This is a genomic window from Thermohalobaculum sp., assembly GCF_058622915.1.
This window is the reverse complement of sequence record NZ_JBZSYN010000132.1, coordinates 36,468-52,302: the sequence shown is the minus strand read 5'-3', so window position 1 is coordinate 52,302 and position 15,835 is coordinate 36,468. Positions and strand designations below refer to the sequence as shown.

Below are 15,835 nucleotides of genomic sequence, written 5' to 3'. Positions count from 1 at the left end.
GCCGGGCTGCCTCGCCATAGGCGGTCATCGGCCCGGTGCCCTCGGCGATGCGCTTGTCGGCGTATTCCACGACCACGATGGCGCCGTCCACCAGCATGCCCACCGCGAGAATCAGGCCGAACATGGTCATATTGTTGATGCCCATGCCAAGCGCCCCCATCAGCCCGAAGCTGAGCAGGAACGAGGCCGGGATCGACAACCCCACCAGGATCGCCGAGCGGAAGCCGAGCGCCGCAAGCACCACGATCATGACCAGCGTGATCGCGGTCAGCACACTCGACTGCAACTGGCCGACCATGTCGCGCACGCGCTGCGACTCATCCATGGAGAACGAGACCTCGACGGCCTGTTGCAACGGCTTCGGCCAGGCGGCCACCGCCCGGTTCACGCTGGCGCGCACGGCATCGACCGTCTGAATGATGTTCTCGCCGACGCGCTTCTTGACCTGCAGCGCGATGGTCTTCTGGCCATTGAAGCGCGCCCGGCCCTGGGCGTCCTCGAAGGTGCGGCGAATCTGGGCGATGTCGGACAGGCGCACGACCCGGTCGCCGTTGACCTTGATGGGGATGTTGTAGATGTCGCTGAGGCTGTCGAAGGCGCCCGGAACCGTAACCGAGAACTGGGCGCTTTGGCTTTGGATCTGCCCTGCTGCGACCAGCTTGTTGTTGCGCGACACCGTGGCCAGAAGCTCGGCCGGGGTCACGTTGTAGGCTTCCAGCTTGAGGGGGTCGACCAGCACCTCGACCATCTCGTCGCGCTGACCGGTTAGATTGGCCTCGAGAACCTGAGGAATGGCTTCAATATCGCGCTGCAAGTCCTTGGAAAGGTGCAGGAGCGTGCGCTCCGGCACCTGGCCTGACAGCGACACCACGACCACCGGGAACTGCGAGAGGTTGACCTCCCTGATCACCGGCTGGTCGGCCTCGGCGGGGAACTTCGCCTGGGCACGGTTGATGCGGTCGCGGACCTCGGCGAGCGTGGCTTCCTTGTTCCAGCCGAAGTGGAACTCGAGCAGCACCGAGGCGAAGCCCTCCGACGCAATGCCGGTCATGCGCTTGAGGCCCTCGAGCCCGCGCAGCTCGGTCTCCATCGGCTTGACGAGCAGGCGCTCGGCATCGGACGCCGAGACGCCCGCGAGGGGCACCGAGACATAGAGGACCGGCACGTCGATGTTCGGCGCGCCCTCCTTGGGCAGCGTGAAATAGGAGATCAGCCCGGCCCCGATCGAGACGACGATCAGGGCGAGCACCATGCGCGCGCGCGCCGTGGCCCAGTCGACGATATGGGTCATTTCAGCGCCGTCTTGTCGATCGGCACCGGGCGGATGGCGCGGCCGTCGCGCACGTATTCCTGCCCCGTCACGATCACCTGGGCCTCGTCGGGCAGACCGGTGACCCAGATCGCGTCATGGCTCTCGCGCACGATGTCCACGGGGAAGAAGCGGGCGGTCGCCTGGGGCCCCTTTCCTTGGGCGACGCGCACGCCCATGCGGCCCGCGTCGTCCAGCGTCAGGGCCGACTGCGGAATGCGGTGCGCCTTGACGCCGGGCAGCCCGATCGCCGTCTCGGCGGTCATGCCGGCGCGGATCTTGCGATCGGGGTTCGGCAGCGCGACCTCGACCTCGAAGGTGCGGGTGTCGGGGTCGGCGACCGGCGAGATGTAGGAGACCTGGCCATCGACTTGCTCGCCGGTCACCAGGTGAACCGTGGCGGGCTGGCCGACGCGGATCTTCTCGACCTCGAGCTCGGAGACATAGCCCGCGACCTTGAGCTTCGACAGGTCCACCACGGTGGCGCAGGTGGCGCCGACGCCAAGGCGCGCGCCGGTCTCGGCGGCGTCCGTCTCGAGCGTTCCGGCGAAGGGTGCGCGGATCTCGAGCCGCGAGATGTCGAGCTGGATCTGATCGACCCGCGCCTGCGCCGCCTCGAGCGCCGCCTTGCGCGCCACGCGCGTGGTCTCGGGCGTGAAGCCCTTCTGGCTGAGCCGTTCGGCGGCATCGGCCTCGACGCGCGCCTCGGCCAGCTTGGCCTGCGCCTCCTTCAGCGCGGCGGGCCGGGCGCCGGGGTCGAGCCGGCACAGCACGTCGCCCTTGGCCACGCGCTCGCCCTTGCGGCGCGGCCGGGAAATCACCAGGCCCTCGGTCTCGGCGGTCACAACGACGCGGCGATTGGGAAGCGTTTGCCCGCGCAGCGTCAGCGTGTTGACCACCGTCTCGGCGCGGCTCGGCATCACCACGACCTGGACCGGCTGGTCGGCCTTCGCCCTGGCCGGCGCCTCCGTCACCGCGGCCGCCGTTGCAGGCGGCTGGGGCCGCTCGCGCAGCCCGAACCACCAGTACAGGCTGCCAGCGAGCAGCACCGCAAGGAGCAGCGATGTCAGGCGCATCAGGACCTCACCGGCCCGCGTGTCTCTCGCCAGCCTTTTCTTTGCCTGGTCGCGCCGCATGGCACGCGGCGCCCCGGGTGTTACGGATTGAACGCCATGATAGATTTCTTCCGTCACGCGGAAAAGAGGCGGCGCCCCGCCGCAGGCACCGTTGCGACCTTCGCGCCACGCCCTGGGCCGCGCTGGCCCGGGCCATGTTCCTGGCGAGAACGGAGGGAAAAACCCGATGCTCAGGGTTCGGGGACTGATGACCAAGGCCGGCGGGCCGGCCGACCTCGACCTCGCCGGCGGCGAGATCGTGTGCGTCCGCGGCGCCTCGGGCGCCGGCAAGTCGCTGATGCTGCGGGCTCTGGCCGATCTCGACCCGGCCGAGGGCGAGATCACGCTGGACGGCACGCCGCGCGCGGCCATTGCCGCGCCGGACTGGCGCCGCCGGGTCGCCTATGTGCCGGCGGAGTCGGGCTGGTGGGCCGACCGCGTGCGCCCGCATTTCTCGGGCGGCACCGAGATCGTCGCCGCGCTGGGGCTGGACCCGGCGGCGTTCGACTGGGAGGTGCGGCGGCTTTCCACGGGCGAGCGCCAGCGGCTCGCCATCGCCCGGGCGCTGGCGATGGAGCCGCAGGTCTGGCTGCTCGACGAGCCGACGGGCGCCCTTGATCCCGCCGCCGGCGAGCAGGTCGAGGCGCTCTTGCGCGAGGGCCGCGCGAAGGGGGCGGCGATCCTGGTGGTCACGCATGACGCGGAGCAGGCCCGGCGGCTCGGCGATCGCACGCTGCTGATGCAGGCCGGGCGGCTGGAGGCTGCGGGAGAGGCGGCATGAGCGGCTATGTGGTCCTTTCCTACTGGAACGTGGCGCTGGCTGCGCTGTTCGTGATCCTGAACGCCGGCCTGTCACTGTGGCTCCAGCTCGGGCTGGCCCGGCAGATGCTGGTGGCGAGCGCGCGGATGGTCGTGCAGCTGTTGCTGATCGGGCTGGTGCTCCGGGCCGTTTTCGCCGTCGCGTCGCCCTGGCTGACCCTGGCGCTGGCGGTCTTCATGGCCGGCTTCGCCGGGCGCGAGGTCTGGGCCCGGCAGGAGCGGCCGATGCGCGGCGCCTGGGGACCGGGCCTGGGCGCGGCGGCAATGACGGTTGCCGGCAGCGTGGTGATCCTGATCGCTCTGACGCGGCTGATCGATGCCGAGCCCTGGTGGGCGCCGCGCTTCGCGCTGCCGCTGTTCGGCATGCTCCTCGGCAACACCATGACCGGGGTGAGCCTGGGGCTCGACACGCTTTCGACGGCGCTGTTTCGCGAATCGGCGGCCGTCGAGGCGCGGCTGCTGCTCGGGGCCACCCGGTGGCAGGCAACCCGGCCGTTCGCGCGCCGCGCCATGCGCTCGGGGCTGACGCCGATCATCAACGCCATGGCGGCGACGGGCGTGATCGCGCTGCCGGGCATGATGACGGGCCAGATCCTGTCGGGCGTCGATCCCACGCAGGCTGTGAAGTACCAGCTCCTGATCATGTTCCTGATCGCGGGAGCGACCGGGCTGGGCGTGCTGCTGGCAATAACCACGGGCCTGTGGCGGTTAACCGACGAGCGGCACCGGCTCCGGCTGGATCGGCTGGGGGCGCCGCGCTCCGGCGATTGACGGCCGCTGGAAAACCCCGGCCCGATCGGGCATAAACCGCGCCGATTGCGCCAAGCGAGGCAGCGCCATGCACGATATCCGCCTGATCCGCGAGACCCCGGAAGCCTTCGATGCCGCGCTGGCTCGGCGCGGGCTGGAGCCTGTCTCGCAGCGCGTGCTCGCCATCGACGAGGCGCGCCGGGGGCGGATCACCGCAGCGGAGGCCGCGCAGGCCGAGCGGAACGCGGCCTCGAAGGAGGTCGGCGAGGCCAAGAAGCGCGGCGACGAGGCCGAGTTCGAGCGCCTCAGGGGCCTCTTGGCGGCGAAGAAGGAGGAGATCGCGCGGCTCGAGGCCGAGGCGGCCGACGAGGACCGGAAGCTGGGCGACCTGCTTCTGACGATCCCGAACCTGCCGCTGGAGAGCGTGCCCGACGGCGCCGACGAGCGCGACAATGTCGAGCTGCGCCGCTGGGGCACGCCGCGCGACTTTGGCTTCGGCCCGCGCGAGCATTTCGAGCTGGGCGAGGTGATGGGGGCGATGGATTTCGATTTCGCCGCCCGGCTCTCCGGCGCCCGCTTCATGGTGCTCAATGGGGCGCTGGCACGCCTGCACCGGGCGCTGGCCCAGTTCATGCTGGACACGCAGGTCGACGTGAACGGGCTCACCGAGGTCTGGACCCCGGTGCTGGTGCGCGACGAGGCGCTCGTGGGCACCGGGCAGCTGCCGAAATTCGCCGACGACCTCTACCGCACCGAGAACGGCTGGTGGCTGATCCCCACCGCCGAGGTGACGTTGACCAACATCGCCGCGGGCGAGATCCTCGACGAGGCGCGGCTGCCGATGCGCCTGACGGCCCACACCCAGTGCTTCCGCGCCGAGGCGGGCGCGGCGGGCAAGGACACCCGCGGCATGCTGCGCCAGCACCAGTTCGAGAAGGTCGAGATGGTCTCACTGACGCGGCCCGAGGAGTCCGAGGCCGAGCTCGCGCGCTTGACGCGCTGCGCCGAGGACATGCTCGAGCGGCTCGGTCTGCCCTACCGCACCGTGGTGCTGTGCACCGGCGACATGGGCTTCGCGGCGCGGCGCACCCACGATGTCGAGGTGTGGCTGCCGGGCCAGAACACCTATCGCGAGATCTCGTCCTGCTCGGTCTGCGGCGACTTCCAGGCCCGGCGCATGAACGCCCGCTTCCGCCGCGCCGGCGAAAAGCGGCCCGAGTTCCTGCACACGCTGAACGGCTCGGGGCTGGCCGTCGGGCGCACGCTGATCGCCGTGATGGAGAACTACCAGCAGGAGGACGGCGCCATCGCGCTGCCCGACGCCGTGCGCCCCTATATGGGCGGCGCGCAGCGGATCGAGGCTGACGGCAGCCTCGTTTGACGAGGACTGTGGACGCAGGGCCGCACTGCCCCTAGAAGGCCCATCAAGCAGGTGGGAGACGGGCCGTTGCGGATTCTCATCACCAATGACGACGGCATCACCGCGCCGGGGCTGAAGCTCGCCGAGGAGATCGCCGCGGAACTCGCGGGGCCGGGCGGCGAGGTCTGGGTGGTGGCGCCCGATTTCGAGCGCTCGGGCGTCAGCCACGCCATCTCGTATACCGCACCGATGCGCATGACGCGGCTCGACGAGCGGCGCTACTCGGTGGACGGGTTCCCGGCCGACTGCATCCTCGTCGGCCTGCAGGTGCTGATGAAGGAGGCGCCGCCCGACCTGATCATAGCCGGCGTCAACCGCGGGCACAACGTGGCCGAGGACGTGGTCTATTCCGGCACCGCCGGGGCGGCCATGGAGGGCGGGCTCAGCGGCATCCCCTCGGTCGCGCTCAGCCAGTTCTACTCGGCCGGCCCCGATCGGCCCGAGGACCTGTGGGCCCCGGCGCGGGCCTGGGGGCTGACGGCGCTGCGCGCGGTCCTCGAGATGCCCTTCGCCGACCGATGCTTCTACAGCGTGAACTTTCCCGCGGTCCGGCCGGAGAAGGTGCGCGGCATCACCGTCTGCCCGCAGGGCATGCGCGCCGATGCCACCTTCGAGGTGCTGCCCTACCGGGCCCCGAACGGGCGGGATTTTCTGTTCACCCGCCACAATACCGCGAACAGCTCGGCCGAGCCCGGGACCGACGCGCGGCTCTGTCTCGACGGCTGGGTGACGGTGACGCCGCTGAGGCCACGCTTGACGGCGGAGGACCTGATCGACGGCGCCCGGGCCGTGCTCGCGCGCACGACCGGCTGACAGCGATGCACGAAGGGTCTAGTGTCCTGCCGGTTGCGCCTGCGGAGAGAGACGGAGTGCCCGACAGCCGCGAGAAGCTGATGCAGCTGATGCTGAGCCTGCGACAGGCCGGCGTCACCGAGAAGCGCGTGCTCGAGGCGATCGAGAAGACCCCGCGCTCGGTCTTCGTCGAGCGCGCCTTCCGCGAGCGCGCCTACGAGGACCGGGCGCTGCCGATCCCGTGCGGGCAGACGATCTCGCAACCGTCCGTCGTCGCGATGATGATCCAGGCGCTGGAGGTGACGCCGCGCTGCAAGGTGCTCGAGATCGGCGCTGGGTCGGGCTATGTCTGCGCCATCCTCTCGCGGCTGGCGCGCCGCGTCTACGGCATCGAGCGGCACAAGGCGCTGGCGGTCGAGGGGCGCGAGCGCCTCGCGCGGCTGGATATCTCGAACGTCACCATCCGGTCGGGCGACGGCACCCGGGGCTGGCCCGAACAGGCCCCTTTCGACCGCATCCTTTTGTCGGCGGCCGCGGACGACACGCCCGCGTTGTTGTTGGAACAACTGCGGCCGGGTGGCATAATGGTACTGCCGGTCGGGCAGACCGACGAGGTGCAGCAGCTCATCAGGATCGAGAAGACCGAACAGGGTCCGACATATTCCGAGCTCTGCGACGTGCTCTTCGTGCCGCTCGTGGAAGGGCTGCCCGAAGAGCAGGGAAACTGACGGCCGGGAACGGCCGGAGCAAGGCAGGATGAAGGCATGAGCAGGACTGCAATTTCCACCGCGCAAGGGCTGGCGCTGGGAGCGATGCTCCTTGGGCTCGCCGCCTGCAGCGGCCGCCAGCCGGCCGACCGGGCATCGGTCGTGTATCAGGGAACCAATCCCCAGGCCGGCAGCCCCGCGGCCGTGTCGCCCCAGGCCGCGACGCCCACCGCTCCGGCCAGCCCCGAGGGCATCGTCAGCTACGAGAGCTATCAGGCGGCCGTCGCGCGCCAGGGCGACACGGTTTCGAGCGTGGCGGCGCGAATCGGACTCTCGGCCTCCGAGCTGGCCGCCTATAACGGGCTTACGCCCGACCACAAGCTCAGGCCGGGAGACGAGCTGGTGTTGCCGCCGCGGCCGGGCGGCTACGCCACGACACCGAGCCAGCCGACAGCTCAGACCCAGACCCAGACCCAGACGCAGGTCGCCAAGGCCGCGCCGGCGATGGAACCCGGGGCCGCCGGCACGTCGGGAATGTCGGGCACGTCGGGTATGTCGGGCTCGTCGGGTATCTCGGGCTCGTCGGGCACCACGGCGGGCATCCAGCAGGCGCCGCTCGGCAGTTCCCCGAGCGGCACGTCGGGCCAGCAATCGGATGGCTGGAGCCCGGACCAGGCCGCCGCCGCCATCAACCGGTGGCAAGGCTTCGACCAGCAGGGAAACGTGATGCCGCCTCCCAGCGCCGGCAAGCCGCTGCCGCCGTCGCCCAAACCGGCGCCGCAACTGGCGTCGCCGCATCTCGACCAGTACCAGACGCGGTCGGGCACCCACACGCCGGCGCCGGCGCCGCGGCCCGCGCAAAACATCACCACTCCGGCCGAGCAAACCGCGCAGGTGCCTGCACCGGCGCCTGCACCGCAGCCTCAACCGGCACCACAAGCCGCGCCGGCACAGACCCAGGTCGCCTCCGCCGCCCCGCCGGCGGGCGGCCTGTCGCTGATCCGGCCTGCCGCGGGCCCGATTGTCATCGGCTACCACCAGGGCGGCGGCCGCACCGGCAATGACGGGGTCGACTTCGCCTCGCCCGCCGACTCGCCCGTGGTTGCGGCCGCGGCCGGAAAGGTGGCATTGGTCAGCCAGTCGCTGGGCGGGCTCGGCACCATCGTGCTGGTGCGCCACCCCGGTGGCTATCTGACGGTCTATGGGCGCATCGATCGCGTCACCGTGAAGAAGGGCGACGTGGTGACCCAGGGCCAGCAGATCGGAGTCGTTGCGGCGAACTCGCCCCCGCGCATGCATTTCGAGGTGCGCAAGGGCGCGGAGAGCCTGGATCCGACCCAGTTCTTTCGCAGCGGCTGAGCCGTCCTCGAGGCCCCCGCTGCGTCCCACGACGCCCGCCGCTCACGCGGTGGGCCGGCCGGCCCCGGCCGACAGTGGTCGATTCGGCGCCGACGGCCCCGGGGCCTGGCGCATAAGGCGCTGAGCGGCCTCACTCCGTCGTCTTGTTGCTGCCTTGCTCGATGCGCTGGAGCAGATTGACCGGCAGCGGGAAAACGATGGTCGAGGTGCGTTCGTTGGCGACGTCGAGCAGCGCGGTGAAATAGCGCAGCTGCATGGCATTCGGCTGCGCCGCCAGCATCTCGCCGGCCTCGACCAGCTTCTGTGCCGCCTGCTGCTCGCCCTCGGCGTTGATGATGCGGGCGCGGCGGTGGCGCTCGGCCTCGGCCTGCCGGGCGATGGCGCGGACCATGCTCTCGTCGATATCGACGTGCTTGATCTCGACATTCGCGATCTTGATGCCCCAGGCGTCGGTCTGGCGGTCGAGGATCTCCTGCAGGTCGTTATTGAGCTTGTCGCGTTCGGCCAGCATCTCGTCGAGCTCGTGCTTGCCCAGGATCGAGCGCAGCGTCGTCTGCGACAGCTGGCTGACCGCCATGCGGAAATCGGCGACGTTGATGATGGCGCGCTGGGGATCGACGATGCGGAAATAGATGACCGCGTTGACCTTCACCGAGACGTTGTCGCGCGAGATCACGTCCTGCGGCGGCACGTCTTCGACGAACAGGCGCAGGTCGGTGCGCACGACCTGCTGGACCACCGGGATCATGATGACGAAGCCCGGTCCGCAGACGCGGGTGAAGCGCCCCAGCGTGAACATCACGCCGCGCTCGTACTCGCGAAAGACGAAGATCGCGTTGGCCAGGAAAAGAATGAGCAGCACGGCCACAAGGCCGAAGAGGATCAGGTTTATCGATATGAACGGCATGACTACCCCCCTGTGCCGCACCGCAGCGCGGCGGCTTCCGCTTTACTCAGGCTGTCGCGCTCGACGGTCAGCGTGAGACCGTCGAGGTGGCGCACCCGCACGGTCTCGCCCGGCGCGAGTCCGTTTGGCCCAGTGGCGCGCCAGCGCTCGCCCTCGGTCCAGACATAGCCGTCGCCGTCGGACCATTCGAGCACGCGCGCCGGCGCCCCGATCATGCGCGACCGGCCCGAGACCGGCCCGCGTCGATAGGCATGGACGGTGTAGCCCAGAACCAGCACCAGGAACCCGCCGCTGAACGCAGCCACCACCCCGATCAGCCACCATGAGAGCTGGTAGGCCGGAACGTCGGTGTCGAACAGCATCGCCGCGCCCAGCACGAAGGCGGCCAGCCCGCTGATGCCGAGGATGCCGAAGGTCGGCGTGAACGCCTCGGCCGTCATCAGGGCGATGCCGAGCAGGACCAGCGCAAGCCCGGCGTAATCGAGCGGCAGCTGGTTGAGTGCATAGAGCCCGAGCACGAGGCAGACCCCGCCGAGCACGCCGGGAAGCACGGCGCCGGGATTGACAAACTCGAAGATCAGCCCGTAGACGCCGATCATCATCAGGATGAACGCGACGTTCGGATTCGACAGCACGCCCAGAAGCCGCGTGATCGTGTCCGGCGCGATCTTCTCGACCACGGCGTTCGCGGTATGCAGCGTGTATTTGGCACGCAGCACCGTGACCGTGCGGCCGTCCACTTTCTGGAGCAGGTCGTGGACGTTATCGGCCATCAGGTCGATAACGTTCTGCTTCAGCGCCTGGCTAGCCGAGAGGCTGGCCGCCTCGCGCACCGCCTTCTCGGCCCAGTCGGCATTGCGCCCATGCATCTCGGCGAGACTGCGGATCAGCGCGACGGCATCGTTGATCATCTTGTGGCTGAGCGCGTTCGAGCCCGCGAGCGGGGCCTTCTGCGCGCCCTTGCCGGAGCTTTCCCCGCCACCCTTGCCAGTGCCGCCCTGCCCCTGGCCCTTGTCGCCGCTGCCGGGCCCGGGAGCGCCGGGCAGGCCGCCGATCTGGATCGGCGTGGCGGCGCCGAGATTCGTGCCCGGCGCCATGGCGGCGATCTGGCAGGCATAGAGAATATAGGTGCCCGCGCTTGCCGCATGTGCGCCCGGGGGCGCGACATAGCCGATCACGGGCACCCGGGACGTGAGGATCCGGCTGATGATCTGGCGCATGGCGTCGGCGAGGCCGCCGGGCGTGTTGAGGCGCAGGACCAGCGCCTCGGCGTGGCGTGCCTCCGCCTTGGCGATGACCTTCTCGACATGGCGCGTGGTGGCGGGCCCGATCGGGCCCTCGATGGCGGCGAGCAGCACCAGCGGCCGGGCGGCGCCCTTCCCCTGCTCCTGGGCATGGCCGAGCAGCGTGGCGGCGAAAATCGCCGCGGCAGCGAGCAAGAGGCCGCCAAGCTTTTGGGCGGTCTGCATATTCGCCTCCTTACGGGGAAGTATATGCCGCCCCGCGCAGGCGAACAATGGCGCGGGCGCGGGGTCAGCCGCCGCGGCGCTCGAGCCTGAAGCCCAGCTTCACGCCAACCTGGAAATGCTCTATCTCGCCGCCCTCGCCGATATGGCCGCGGATGTCAGTCACCTCGAACCACTCGAGGTTGCGAATGCTCTCCTGCGCCGAGGACACGGCGGTTCGGATGGCATCGTCGATCGACTCGGTCGAGGAGCCGTAGATCTCGGTCACCGGATAGACGCGGTCCATGCTTGCCTCCCTGTGTTGCGCAACCGGTGAAGATGTAGCGCCGCCCGGGGTCACACCAAGCCGAGGGCGCTCGCGCTGCGCGGCGAGATGCCAAGCTCGGCGAAGCCGGGCATCCCGGGGCCGGCGACATTGTCATGCTCCATCAGCGCGACCTGTCCGGGCACGATCGGCGGGCTGGGCAGCACGCTGGCAGCGCAGGCCAGGGCGTGCCACAGCGGAAACGGAACCGGCAGCAAAAGGCGCCGAAGCCCGGCTCGCGCCGCCACGCGCTCGACGATCTCGCGATAGGTCATGATGTCCGGGCCGCCCAGCTCGTAGGTGGTGGCCGGTGCGACGTCGCTGCCGAGCACGCGCACCACGGCTTCGGCCACGTCATCGGCGTGGGCCGGCTGCAGCCGGGTCGCGCCGTCGCCGAACAACGGCATCACCGGGGCGGAGCGCACGACGTTCTCAAGCACGGCGAAAAAGCCCGCGTCCTCGGTGAACATGGCACTGGGGCGCAGGATGGTGGCCGCGGGGAAGGCCGCACGCACGGCCTCCTCACCCTGCGCACGGGCGCGCACATAGGACGACCGCGACGCCGCATCGACGTTGACGCCGGAGATGTGGACGAGCCGCGCCACCCCTTGCCGGGCAGCCACGTCGGCGACCCTGCCCGCGCCCTCGACATGCACGGCCTGAAAGGTGTCGACGCCCCGCTCGACATAAAGGCCGATGCAGTTGACCACGGCAAAGACCTCGGAAAAGGCGCGCTCCAGGCTCGCCCGCTCCGCCAGCTCGATACGGATCGGGCAGGGCGCGTCCCTTGCCCGTTCAGGTGCCCTGGTGCCGGTGACGACGTCGTAGCCGCTGGCGACGAGGGCGCGGGCGACCCGCCGGCCAAGATAGCCGGTGCCGCCCAGCACGACGACGGTGCGTGCCTGTGCCGCGCTCATGCCCACCTCCGAGGTTCCAGCCCTGCCCGCGGGCGCCACCTCGCCGCAGGGTAGCACGACCCGGCGCCAGCTTGCGCCACGGTGGCCAAATTGGCCAAATCGCCGCAATACCCTTGCCTCCGGGGGTGTGTCATGGGCATATTTCGACCATGTTTCGCGTTGCCACCTACAATATCCAGAAAAGCGTCGGACTAGACGGGCGCCGCCAGCCCGAGCGGATCCTCGAGGTGCTGGGCGAACTGGACGCGGACATCCTGGCGCTGCAGGAGGTCGACCGGCGCTACGGCCGCCGCCAGAGCACCCTGCCGCCCGCGCTGATTGCCGCGCGCACCGACTACAAGGCGGCGCCGCTGTCGGTGAACGGCGCGAGCCTGGGCTGGCACGGCAACGCGATTCTCGTGCGCCACGCCATTCGGGTGGTGGAATGCCGCCGGCTGCACCTTCCGATGCTCGAGCCGCGCGGCGCGGTGATGGCCGTGGTCGAGGTCTCGGGCCGGCCGTTGCGCGTGGTCGCGACGCATCTGAGCCTGGTCGGCGCCTTCCGCAAGCGCCAGATCGACTCGCTGACCACCCAGCTCCACGGCGAGCGCGGCGCCGACATGCCGACCGTCATTCTGGGCGACATGAACGAGTGGCGCGAGTGGTCGGACAGCATGAAGATCCTGCACCCGCGCTACCGCATCATCTCGCCCGGCCGCAGCTTTCCCGCGCCGCTTCCCGCGATCAGCCTCGACCGCATCGTCACCGGGCCGGGTCTGGTGGTGCACATCGCCGGCGTGCATCGCTCCGAGACCGCCCGGATCGCCTCGGACCACCTGCCGGTGTGGGCCGAGCTCTCGTTCGCCGAGCGCATCGGCGCGCGGCGCGGCCACCGCCAGGAAGCCGATTACAGCACGGGCGAGGCGAGCCGCGCGATCTGAGCGCCCAGCCGCACCCACAGCGGCCGGTGCCTGAACGTGGCGTGATCGTAGAGATAGCTGTTCTGGAGATCGCGCTCGAGCATCGTCTCGACCTCCGCGGCAAAGTCCCGGTCGAGGATCAGCGCCGTGATCTCGAAATTCAGCCGGAACGATCGGTTGTCCAGGTTGACCGTGCCCACGGACGCCGCGGCGTCGTCGATCAGCATCACCTTCTGGTGCAGGAATCCATTGGTGTATCGATAGATGCGCACGCCCGCTTCCTGAACTTCGCGGAAATAGGCGAAGGCTGCGAGCCAGACGATCCAGTGGTCGGGGATCTCGGGCACCAGCAGGCGCACGTCGACACCCCTCAATGCCGCCACCTTCATCGCGGTCACCACGTCGATGTCGGGCACGAAATACGGGCTGACCAGCCACACGCGCCGCTGCGCCTGACTGATGGCATGGGAGTAGAACAGGGCGCAGGTCTCAAGTTGGTCGGCCGGACCCGAGGGAAGGGTCAAGACGTCCTGGCGCCCCTCCGGCGCGAGGCGCGTGGTCCAGTCGAGCTCGAGAAGCTCGCCCGTCGCCCATTTCCAATCCTCCGCGAACACCAGCTGGCAGGCCAGCGCCGCCGGCCCTTCCAGACGGATATGCGTGTCGCGCCAGGGCGACAGCGACGGAGTCCTGCCCAGATACTCGTCGCCGAAATTGTGGCCGCCGATGAAGGCCATCCGCCCGTCGACGATCACGATCTTGCGGTGATTGCGAAAATTCAGCTGCAGCCGGTTGGTGGGGCCCTTGGTCGAATTGAAGGCCGAGGCACGTATGCCGGCGGCGGCCAGGCCCTCGAGATAGGCCTGGCCGAGCCTGTGGCTGCCCATCTCGTCATAGAGCACGTAAATCGCCACCCCGTCGCGCGCCCGCTCGCACAGCCGCTCCTTGAGTGCCTGGCCGATGCGATCGTCGCGCAAGGTGTAGGTCGACAGCAGGACGTATTCGCGCGCCTCCGCGATGGCGCAGAAAATCGCATCGAAGGTCGCCTCGCCATCTATCAGCAGCCCGACGCGGTTGCCCGACATCACCGGCATGCCCGCCAGCCGTTCGCAGGCCGCGATCCCGGTAAAGCCCTCGTTTTTTGGGGTGCGCAGGTCGAGCGCCGCCTTTGAGAGCGAGCGACCGTAGGCCTCGAACTCGTCACTCGACGAGCGCCGGGTCTCGACATAGCCGACGAAGCGGCCGCGTCCGAAGATCGCGTAGAGCGGCAGCGCGACGATGGGCACATAGACCAGCGACAAGGCCCAGGCCACCGCCCCCTGCGAGGTCCGCGCCGTCATCACTGCGTGGACCGACGCCGCGATGCCAAGCCCGTAGACCACCGGGGCCAAGATCAGGAGAAACGACGAAACATCCATGTCGCGCGTCCCTTCGCGTGGGCTCGGGCCGCGCCGAACGGGGCCTCGGACCGATCGATCGGGGCCGGCCGCTCAAACCTGCCCCGGCGGCCTGCCATTCAAGACATGAACTGGGCGGAAATGGCAATGCTGGCCGCAGGCAGCGCAATGCGCGCATGCGGCCACCCCGATCCGTTTCGTCCCGCCGACGCGCGGGACATGGCCCAAAGGACAAGCGCGCGAATCGCCGGGGCCGGGAGCGCCCCAGCCCCTGCGCGTCCGCTCGAGGCGCCACGGGGTGCATGTGTGCAGGCCAAGTGGTTAATAAAAAATCTATTTAATTCAATTGCTTGCTAGTTTGTGCAATGTGCACAGCATGATTCCCCAATGCTCGCGCCCGGATCCCTGGCGGGCGCTGCCGCTCGGCGGCGGCGGACCACTTCGCCCTGGCGGCCAGCCGTGCGGCAAGAGAAGCCCGGCTGCGGACAGCCGGGCTCCAGTCGGCTTGCGCCGGGCGGGTCATCACGATGCTTCCGCCGCGGCACGCGCGTCATTGAGCCACTTCTGGACCTTGTCGTGGTTCTTTTGGATCCAGGCGGCGGCCTGATTGTGCAGGTCCTGCGGGCTGTCGGCACCCGCATTCATCTTGGCGTTCTGCGCGAAGATGGCCTGGATCGGGATACGGACCTCCTCGAGCAGCTTCTTCACCGCCGGGTTCGCGTTGAGGAACTTGGTGTTCGCCACCGGCCGGATGTCATTGGCCGGCCAGCCCAGGTTGCACGGCTGCGGGCCGCGGCAGCCCTTGAGGTGCGCGACCTTGGTGTCGTTCACCAGGTTCGCCTCGTCGGGCGGCAGCTTGGTCTTCTTGACCTGTAGCCAGACGACGTCCTTGCCCGGCTTGAGGATTCCGACCGTCCAGTTCGGCGTCCAGGTGTAGAAGAAGATCGGCTTGCCGTTCTTGTAGCGCCCGATCGCATCGGCCATCGAGGCGGCGTAGCCGGCCTTGATGACGTTGAAGTGCTTGTCCCAGCCATAGGCCTTCATCTGGAACGCGATCATCTTCTCGCAGCCCCAGCCGGGCGGGCAGCCGACCAGGTCGGCCTTTCCGTCGCCATTGGAATCGAACAGCTTCTGGATCTTCGGCTTGGTCAGGTCGGAGACATAGTTGATGTCGTATTTCACCGCCGTCTTCTTGTCGATCAGGTAGCCCTGAAGCGCACCGCCCTTGGCGACGTAGCCGATCTTCTGGGCCCCGTGCTTGAAGGTGCTCTCATAGGTGTTGTGCAGCGGGAACCAGCCGTTGACCCACAGATCCATGTCGCCCTGTGCCACCGCCTGGTAGAAAGGCGGATTGTCCAGCGTGGTGATGCGCGGAACACTGTAGCCCAGCTTCTCGAACAGTTGCCGGTAGACCTCGGCCTGCCACCAGCCGGTATCCCAGGTCGCACGGGCCATCTTGATGGTCTTGCCCTTGCCGGGCATGTTTGTGTTCTGCGCCACGCTGGAGAGCGGCACGGCGAACAGCGCGGCAGCAACCGCGGTTGCGGCTGCTCGGCCGATCAGCTTGCCGATAGTCATGTCTGACCTCCTTTCGCTCGTCGGCGTGTTTACTTTGGCCTCGCCAGAATCTGCCGGCGGCGAGAAGCCGGTCCCGCGGCAACCGCGCCGCGGCGGTCC

15 protein-coding genes are annotated in these 15,835 nt (G+C 69.2%); 7 read left to right on the top strand and 8 right to left on the bottom strand.

From position 1 onward, the window contains the following. Together AC32QD_RS10375 and AC32QD_RS10370 are read right to left on the bottom strand one after the other, a co-directional pair. The coding region (locus AC32QD_RS10375; protein ID WP_492010422.1) for an efflux RND transporter permease subunit at positions 1-1,291 on the bottom strand (1,291 nt) is incomplete at its 3' end. Beyond that, complete coding sequence (locus tag AC32QD_RS10370; protein WP_492010421.1) at positions 1,288-2,385, bottom strand: efflux RND transporter periplasmic adaptor subunit; 1,098 nt, start codon at positions 2,383-2,385, stop codon at positions 1,288-1,290. The genes AC32QD_RS10375 and AC32QD_RS10370, both read right to left, overlap by 4 nt. Positions 2,386-2,611: 226 nt before the next feature. On the opposite strand from AC32QD_RS10370, the gene AC32QD_RS10365 reads away from it, so the two are divergent. The 6 genes from AC32QD_RS10365 (at position 2,612) to AC32QD_RS10340 (ending at position 8,271) form a co-directional block, all read left to right on the top strand. Further along, a complete protein-coding gene (locus AC32QD_RS10365) occupies positions 2,612-3,205 on the top strand; it encodes an ABC transporter ATP-binding protein (protein ID WP_492010420.1) in 594 nt (197 codons plus the stop codon). Continuing rightward, positions 3,202-4,014, top strand: coding sequence for an ABC transporter permease (locus AC32QD_RS10360; RefSeq protein ID WP_492010419.1), 813 nt, complete (start codon positions 3,202-3,204; stop codon positions 4,012-4,014). Before AC32QD_RS10365 ends, AC32QD_RS10360 begins: the two co-directional genes overlap by 4 nt. Positions 4,015-4,081: 67 nt before the next feature. Then, positions 4,082-5,374, top strand: a complete 1,293-nt coding sequence (gene serS / locus AC32QD_RS10355; protein ID WP_492010418.1) for a serine--tRNA ligase — start codon at positions 4,082-4,084, stop codon at positions 5,372-5,374. 66 nt (positions 5,375-5,440) lie between these two features. Continuing rightward, positions 5,441-6,226: a 5'/3'-nucleotidase SurE gene (gene surE, locus AC32QD_RS10350; RefSeq protein ID WP_492010417.1), complete on the top strand. Its 786-nt coding sequence runs from the start codon at positions 5,441-5,443 to the stop codon at positions 6,224-6,226. A gap of 5 nt (positions 6,227-6,231) precedes the next feature. Then, positions 6,232-6,933: a protein-L-isoaspartate(D-aspartate) O-methyltransferase gene (locus tag AC32QD_RS10345; protein ID WP_492010416.1), complete on the top strand. Its 702-nt coding sequence runs from the start codon at positions 6,232-6,234 to the stop codon at positions 6,931-6,933. 36 nt (positions 6,934-6,969) lie between these two features. After that, positions 6,970-8,271 (top strand): peptidoglycan DD-metalloendopeptidase family protein, encoded by a 1,302-nt coding sequence (locus AC32QD_RS10340; RefSeq protein ID WP_492010415.1) that lies wholly within the window; start codon positions 6,970-6,972, stop codon positions 8,269-8,271. Between the two features lie 130 nt (positions 8,272-8,401). Here the strand turns inward: AC32QD_RS10340 and AC32QD_RS10335 are convergent, their stop codons facing one another. The 4 genes from AC32QD_RS10335 to AC32QD_RS10320 form a co-directional block, all read right to left on the bottom strand. Beyond that, entirely contained in the window at positions 8,402-9,178 is a 777-nt protein-coding gene (locus tag AC32QD_RS10335; protein WP_492010414.1) for a slipin family protein, read from the bottom strand. Between the two features lie 2 nt (positions 9,179-9,180). Next, positions 9,181-10,647 (bottom strand): NfeD family protein, encoded by a 1,467-nt coding sequence (locus AC32QD_RS10330; RefSeq protein ID WP_492010413.1) that lies wholly within the window; start codon positions 10,645-10,647, stop codon positions 9,181-9,183. A 64-nt stretch (positions 10,648-10,711) separates the two neighbouring features. Beyond that, positions 10,712-10,930, bottom strand: a complete 219-nt coding sequence (locus AC32QD_RS10325) for a dodecin (protein WP_492010412.1) — start codon at positions 10,928-10,930, stop codon at positions 10,712-10,714. Between the two features lie 50 nt (positions 10,931-10,980). After that, a complete protein-coding gene (locus AC32QD_RS10320; protein ID WP_492010411.1) occupies positions 10,981-11,865 on the bottom strand; it encodes a complex I NDUFA9 subunit family protein in 885 nt (294 codons plus the stop codon). Positions 11,866-12,014: 149 nt separating this feature from the next. On the opposite strand from AC32QD_RS10320, the gene AC32QD_RS10315 reads away from it, so the two are divergent. Next, positions 12,015-12,785: an endonuclease/exonuclease/phosphatase family protein gene (locus AC32QD_RS10315; protein WP_492010410.1), complete on the top strand. Its 771-nt coding sequence runs from the start codon at positions 12,015-12,017 to the stop codon at positions 12,783-12,785. Here AC32QD_RS10315 and cls read toward each other — a convergent pair. Together cls and proX are read right to left on the bottom strand one after the other, a co-directional pair. Beyond that, the gene (gene cls / locus AC32QD_RS10310; protein ID WP_492010409.1) at positions 12,752-14,179 is read right to left on the bottom strand and encodes a cardiolipin synthase; all 1,428 of its coding nucleotides are present in this window, start codon (positions 14,177-14,179) and stop codon (positions 12,752-12,754) included. The genes AC32QD_RS10315 and cls overlap by 34 nt on opposite strands. A gap of 501 nt (positions 14,180-14,680) precedes the next feature. Next, positions 14,681-15,736 carry a glycine betaine/L-proline ABC transporter substrate-binding protein ProX gene (proX, locus tag AC32QD_RS10305; protein ID WP_492010408.1) on the bottom strand — a complete coding sequence of 352 codons (1,056 nt, stop codon included), beginning with the start codon at positions 15,734-15,736 and terminating at the stop codon, positions 14,681-14,683. Positions 15,737-15,835 lie beyond the last annotated feature (99 nt).

Bases quoted from the DNA above. Each gene is read 5' to 3' on its own strand.
- proX (WP_492010408.1), bottom strand. From the start codon at position 15,736: ATGACTATCGGCAAGCTGATCGGCCGAGCAGCCGCAACCGCGGTTGCT.
- AC32QD_RS10320 (WP_492010411.1), bottom strand. From the start codon at position 11,865: ATGAGCGCGGCACAGGCACGCACCGTCGTCGTGCTGGGCGGCACCGGC.
- AC32QD_RS10365 (WP_492010420.1), top strand. From the start codon at position 2,612: ATGCTCAGGGTTCGGGGACTGATGACCAAGGCCGGCGGGCCGGCCGAC.
- serS (WP_492010418.1), top strand. From the start codon at position 4,082: ATGCACGATATCCGCCTGATCCGCGAGACCCCGGAAGCCTTCGATGCC.
- AC32QD_RS10315 (WP_492010410.1), top strand. From the start codon at position 12,015: ATGTTTCGCGTTGCCACCTACAATATCCAGAAAAGCGTCGGACTAGAC.
- AC32QD_RS10340 (WP_492010415.1), top strand. From the start codon at position 6,970: ATGAGCAGGACTGCAATTTCCACCGCGCAAGGGCTGGCGCTGGGAGCG.
- AC32QD_RS10360 (WP_492010419.1), top strand. From the start codon at position 3,202: ATGAGCGGCTATGTGGTCCTTTCCTACTGGAACGTGGCGCTGGCTGCG.
- AC32QD_RS10325 (WP_492010412.1), bottom strand. From the start codon at position 10,930: ATGGACCGCGTCTATCCGGTGACCGAGATCTACGGCTCCTCGACCGAG.
- AC32QD_RS10335 (WP_492010414.1), bottom strand. From the start codon at position 9,178: ATGCCGTTCATATCGATAAACCTGATCCTCTTCGGCCTTGTGGCCGTG.
- cls (WP_492010409.1), bottom strand. From the start codon at position 14,179: ATGGATGTTTCGTCGTTTCTCCTGATCTTGGCCCCGGTGGTCTACGGG.
- AC32QD_RS10345 (WP_492010416.1), top strand. From the start codon at position 6,232: ATGCACGAAGGGTCTAGTGTCCTGCCGGTTGCGCCTGCGGAGAGAGAC.
- AC32QD_RS10370 (WP_492010421.1), bottom strand. From the start codon at position 2,385: ATGCGCCTGACATCGCTGCTCCTTGCGGTGCTGCTCGCTGGCAGCCTG.
- AC32QD_RS10330 (WP_492010413.1), bottom strand. From the start codon at position 10,647: ATGCAGACCGCCCAAAAGCTTGGCGGCCTCTTGCTCGCTGCCGCGGCG.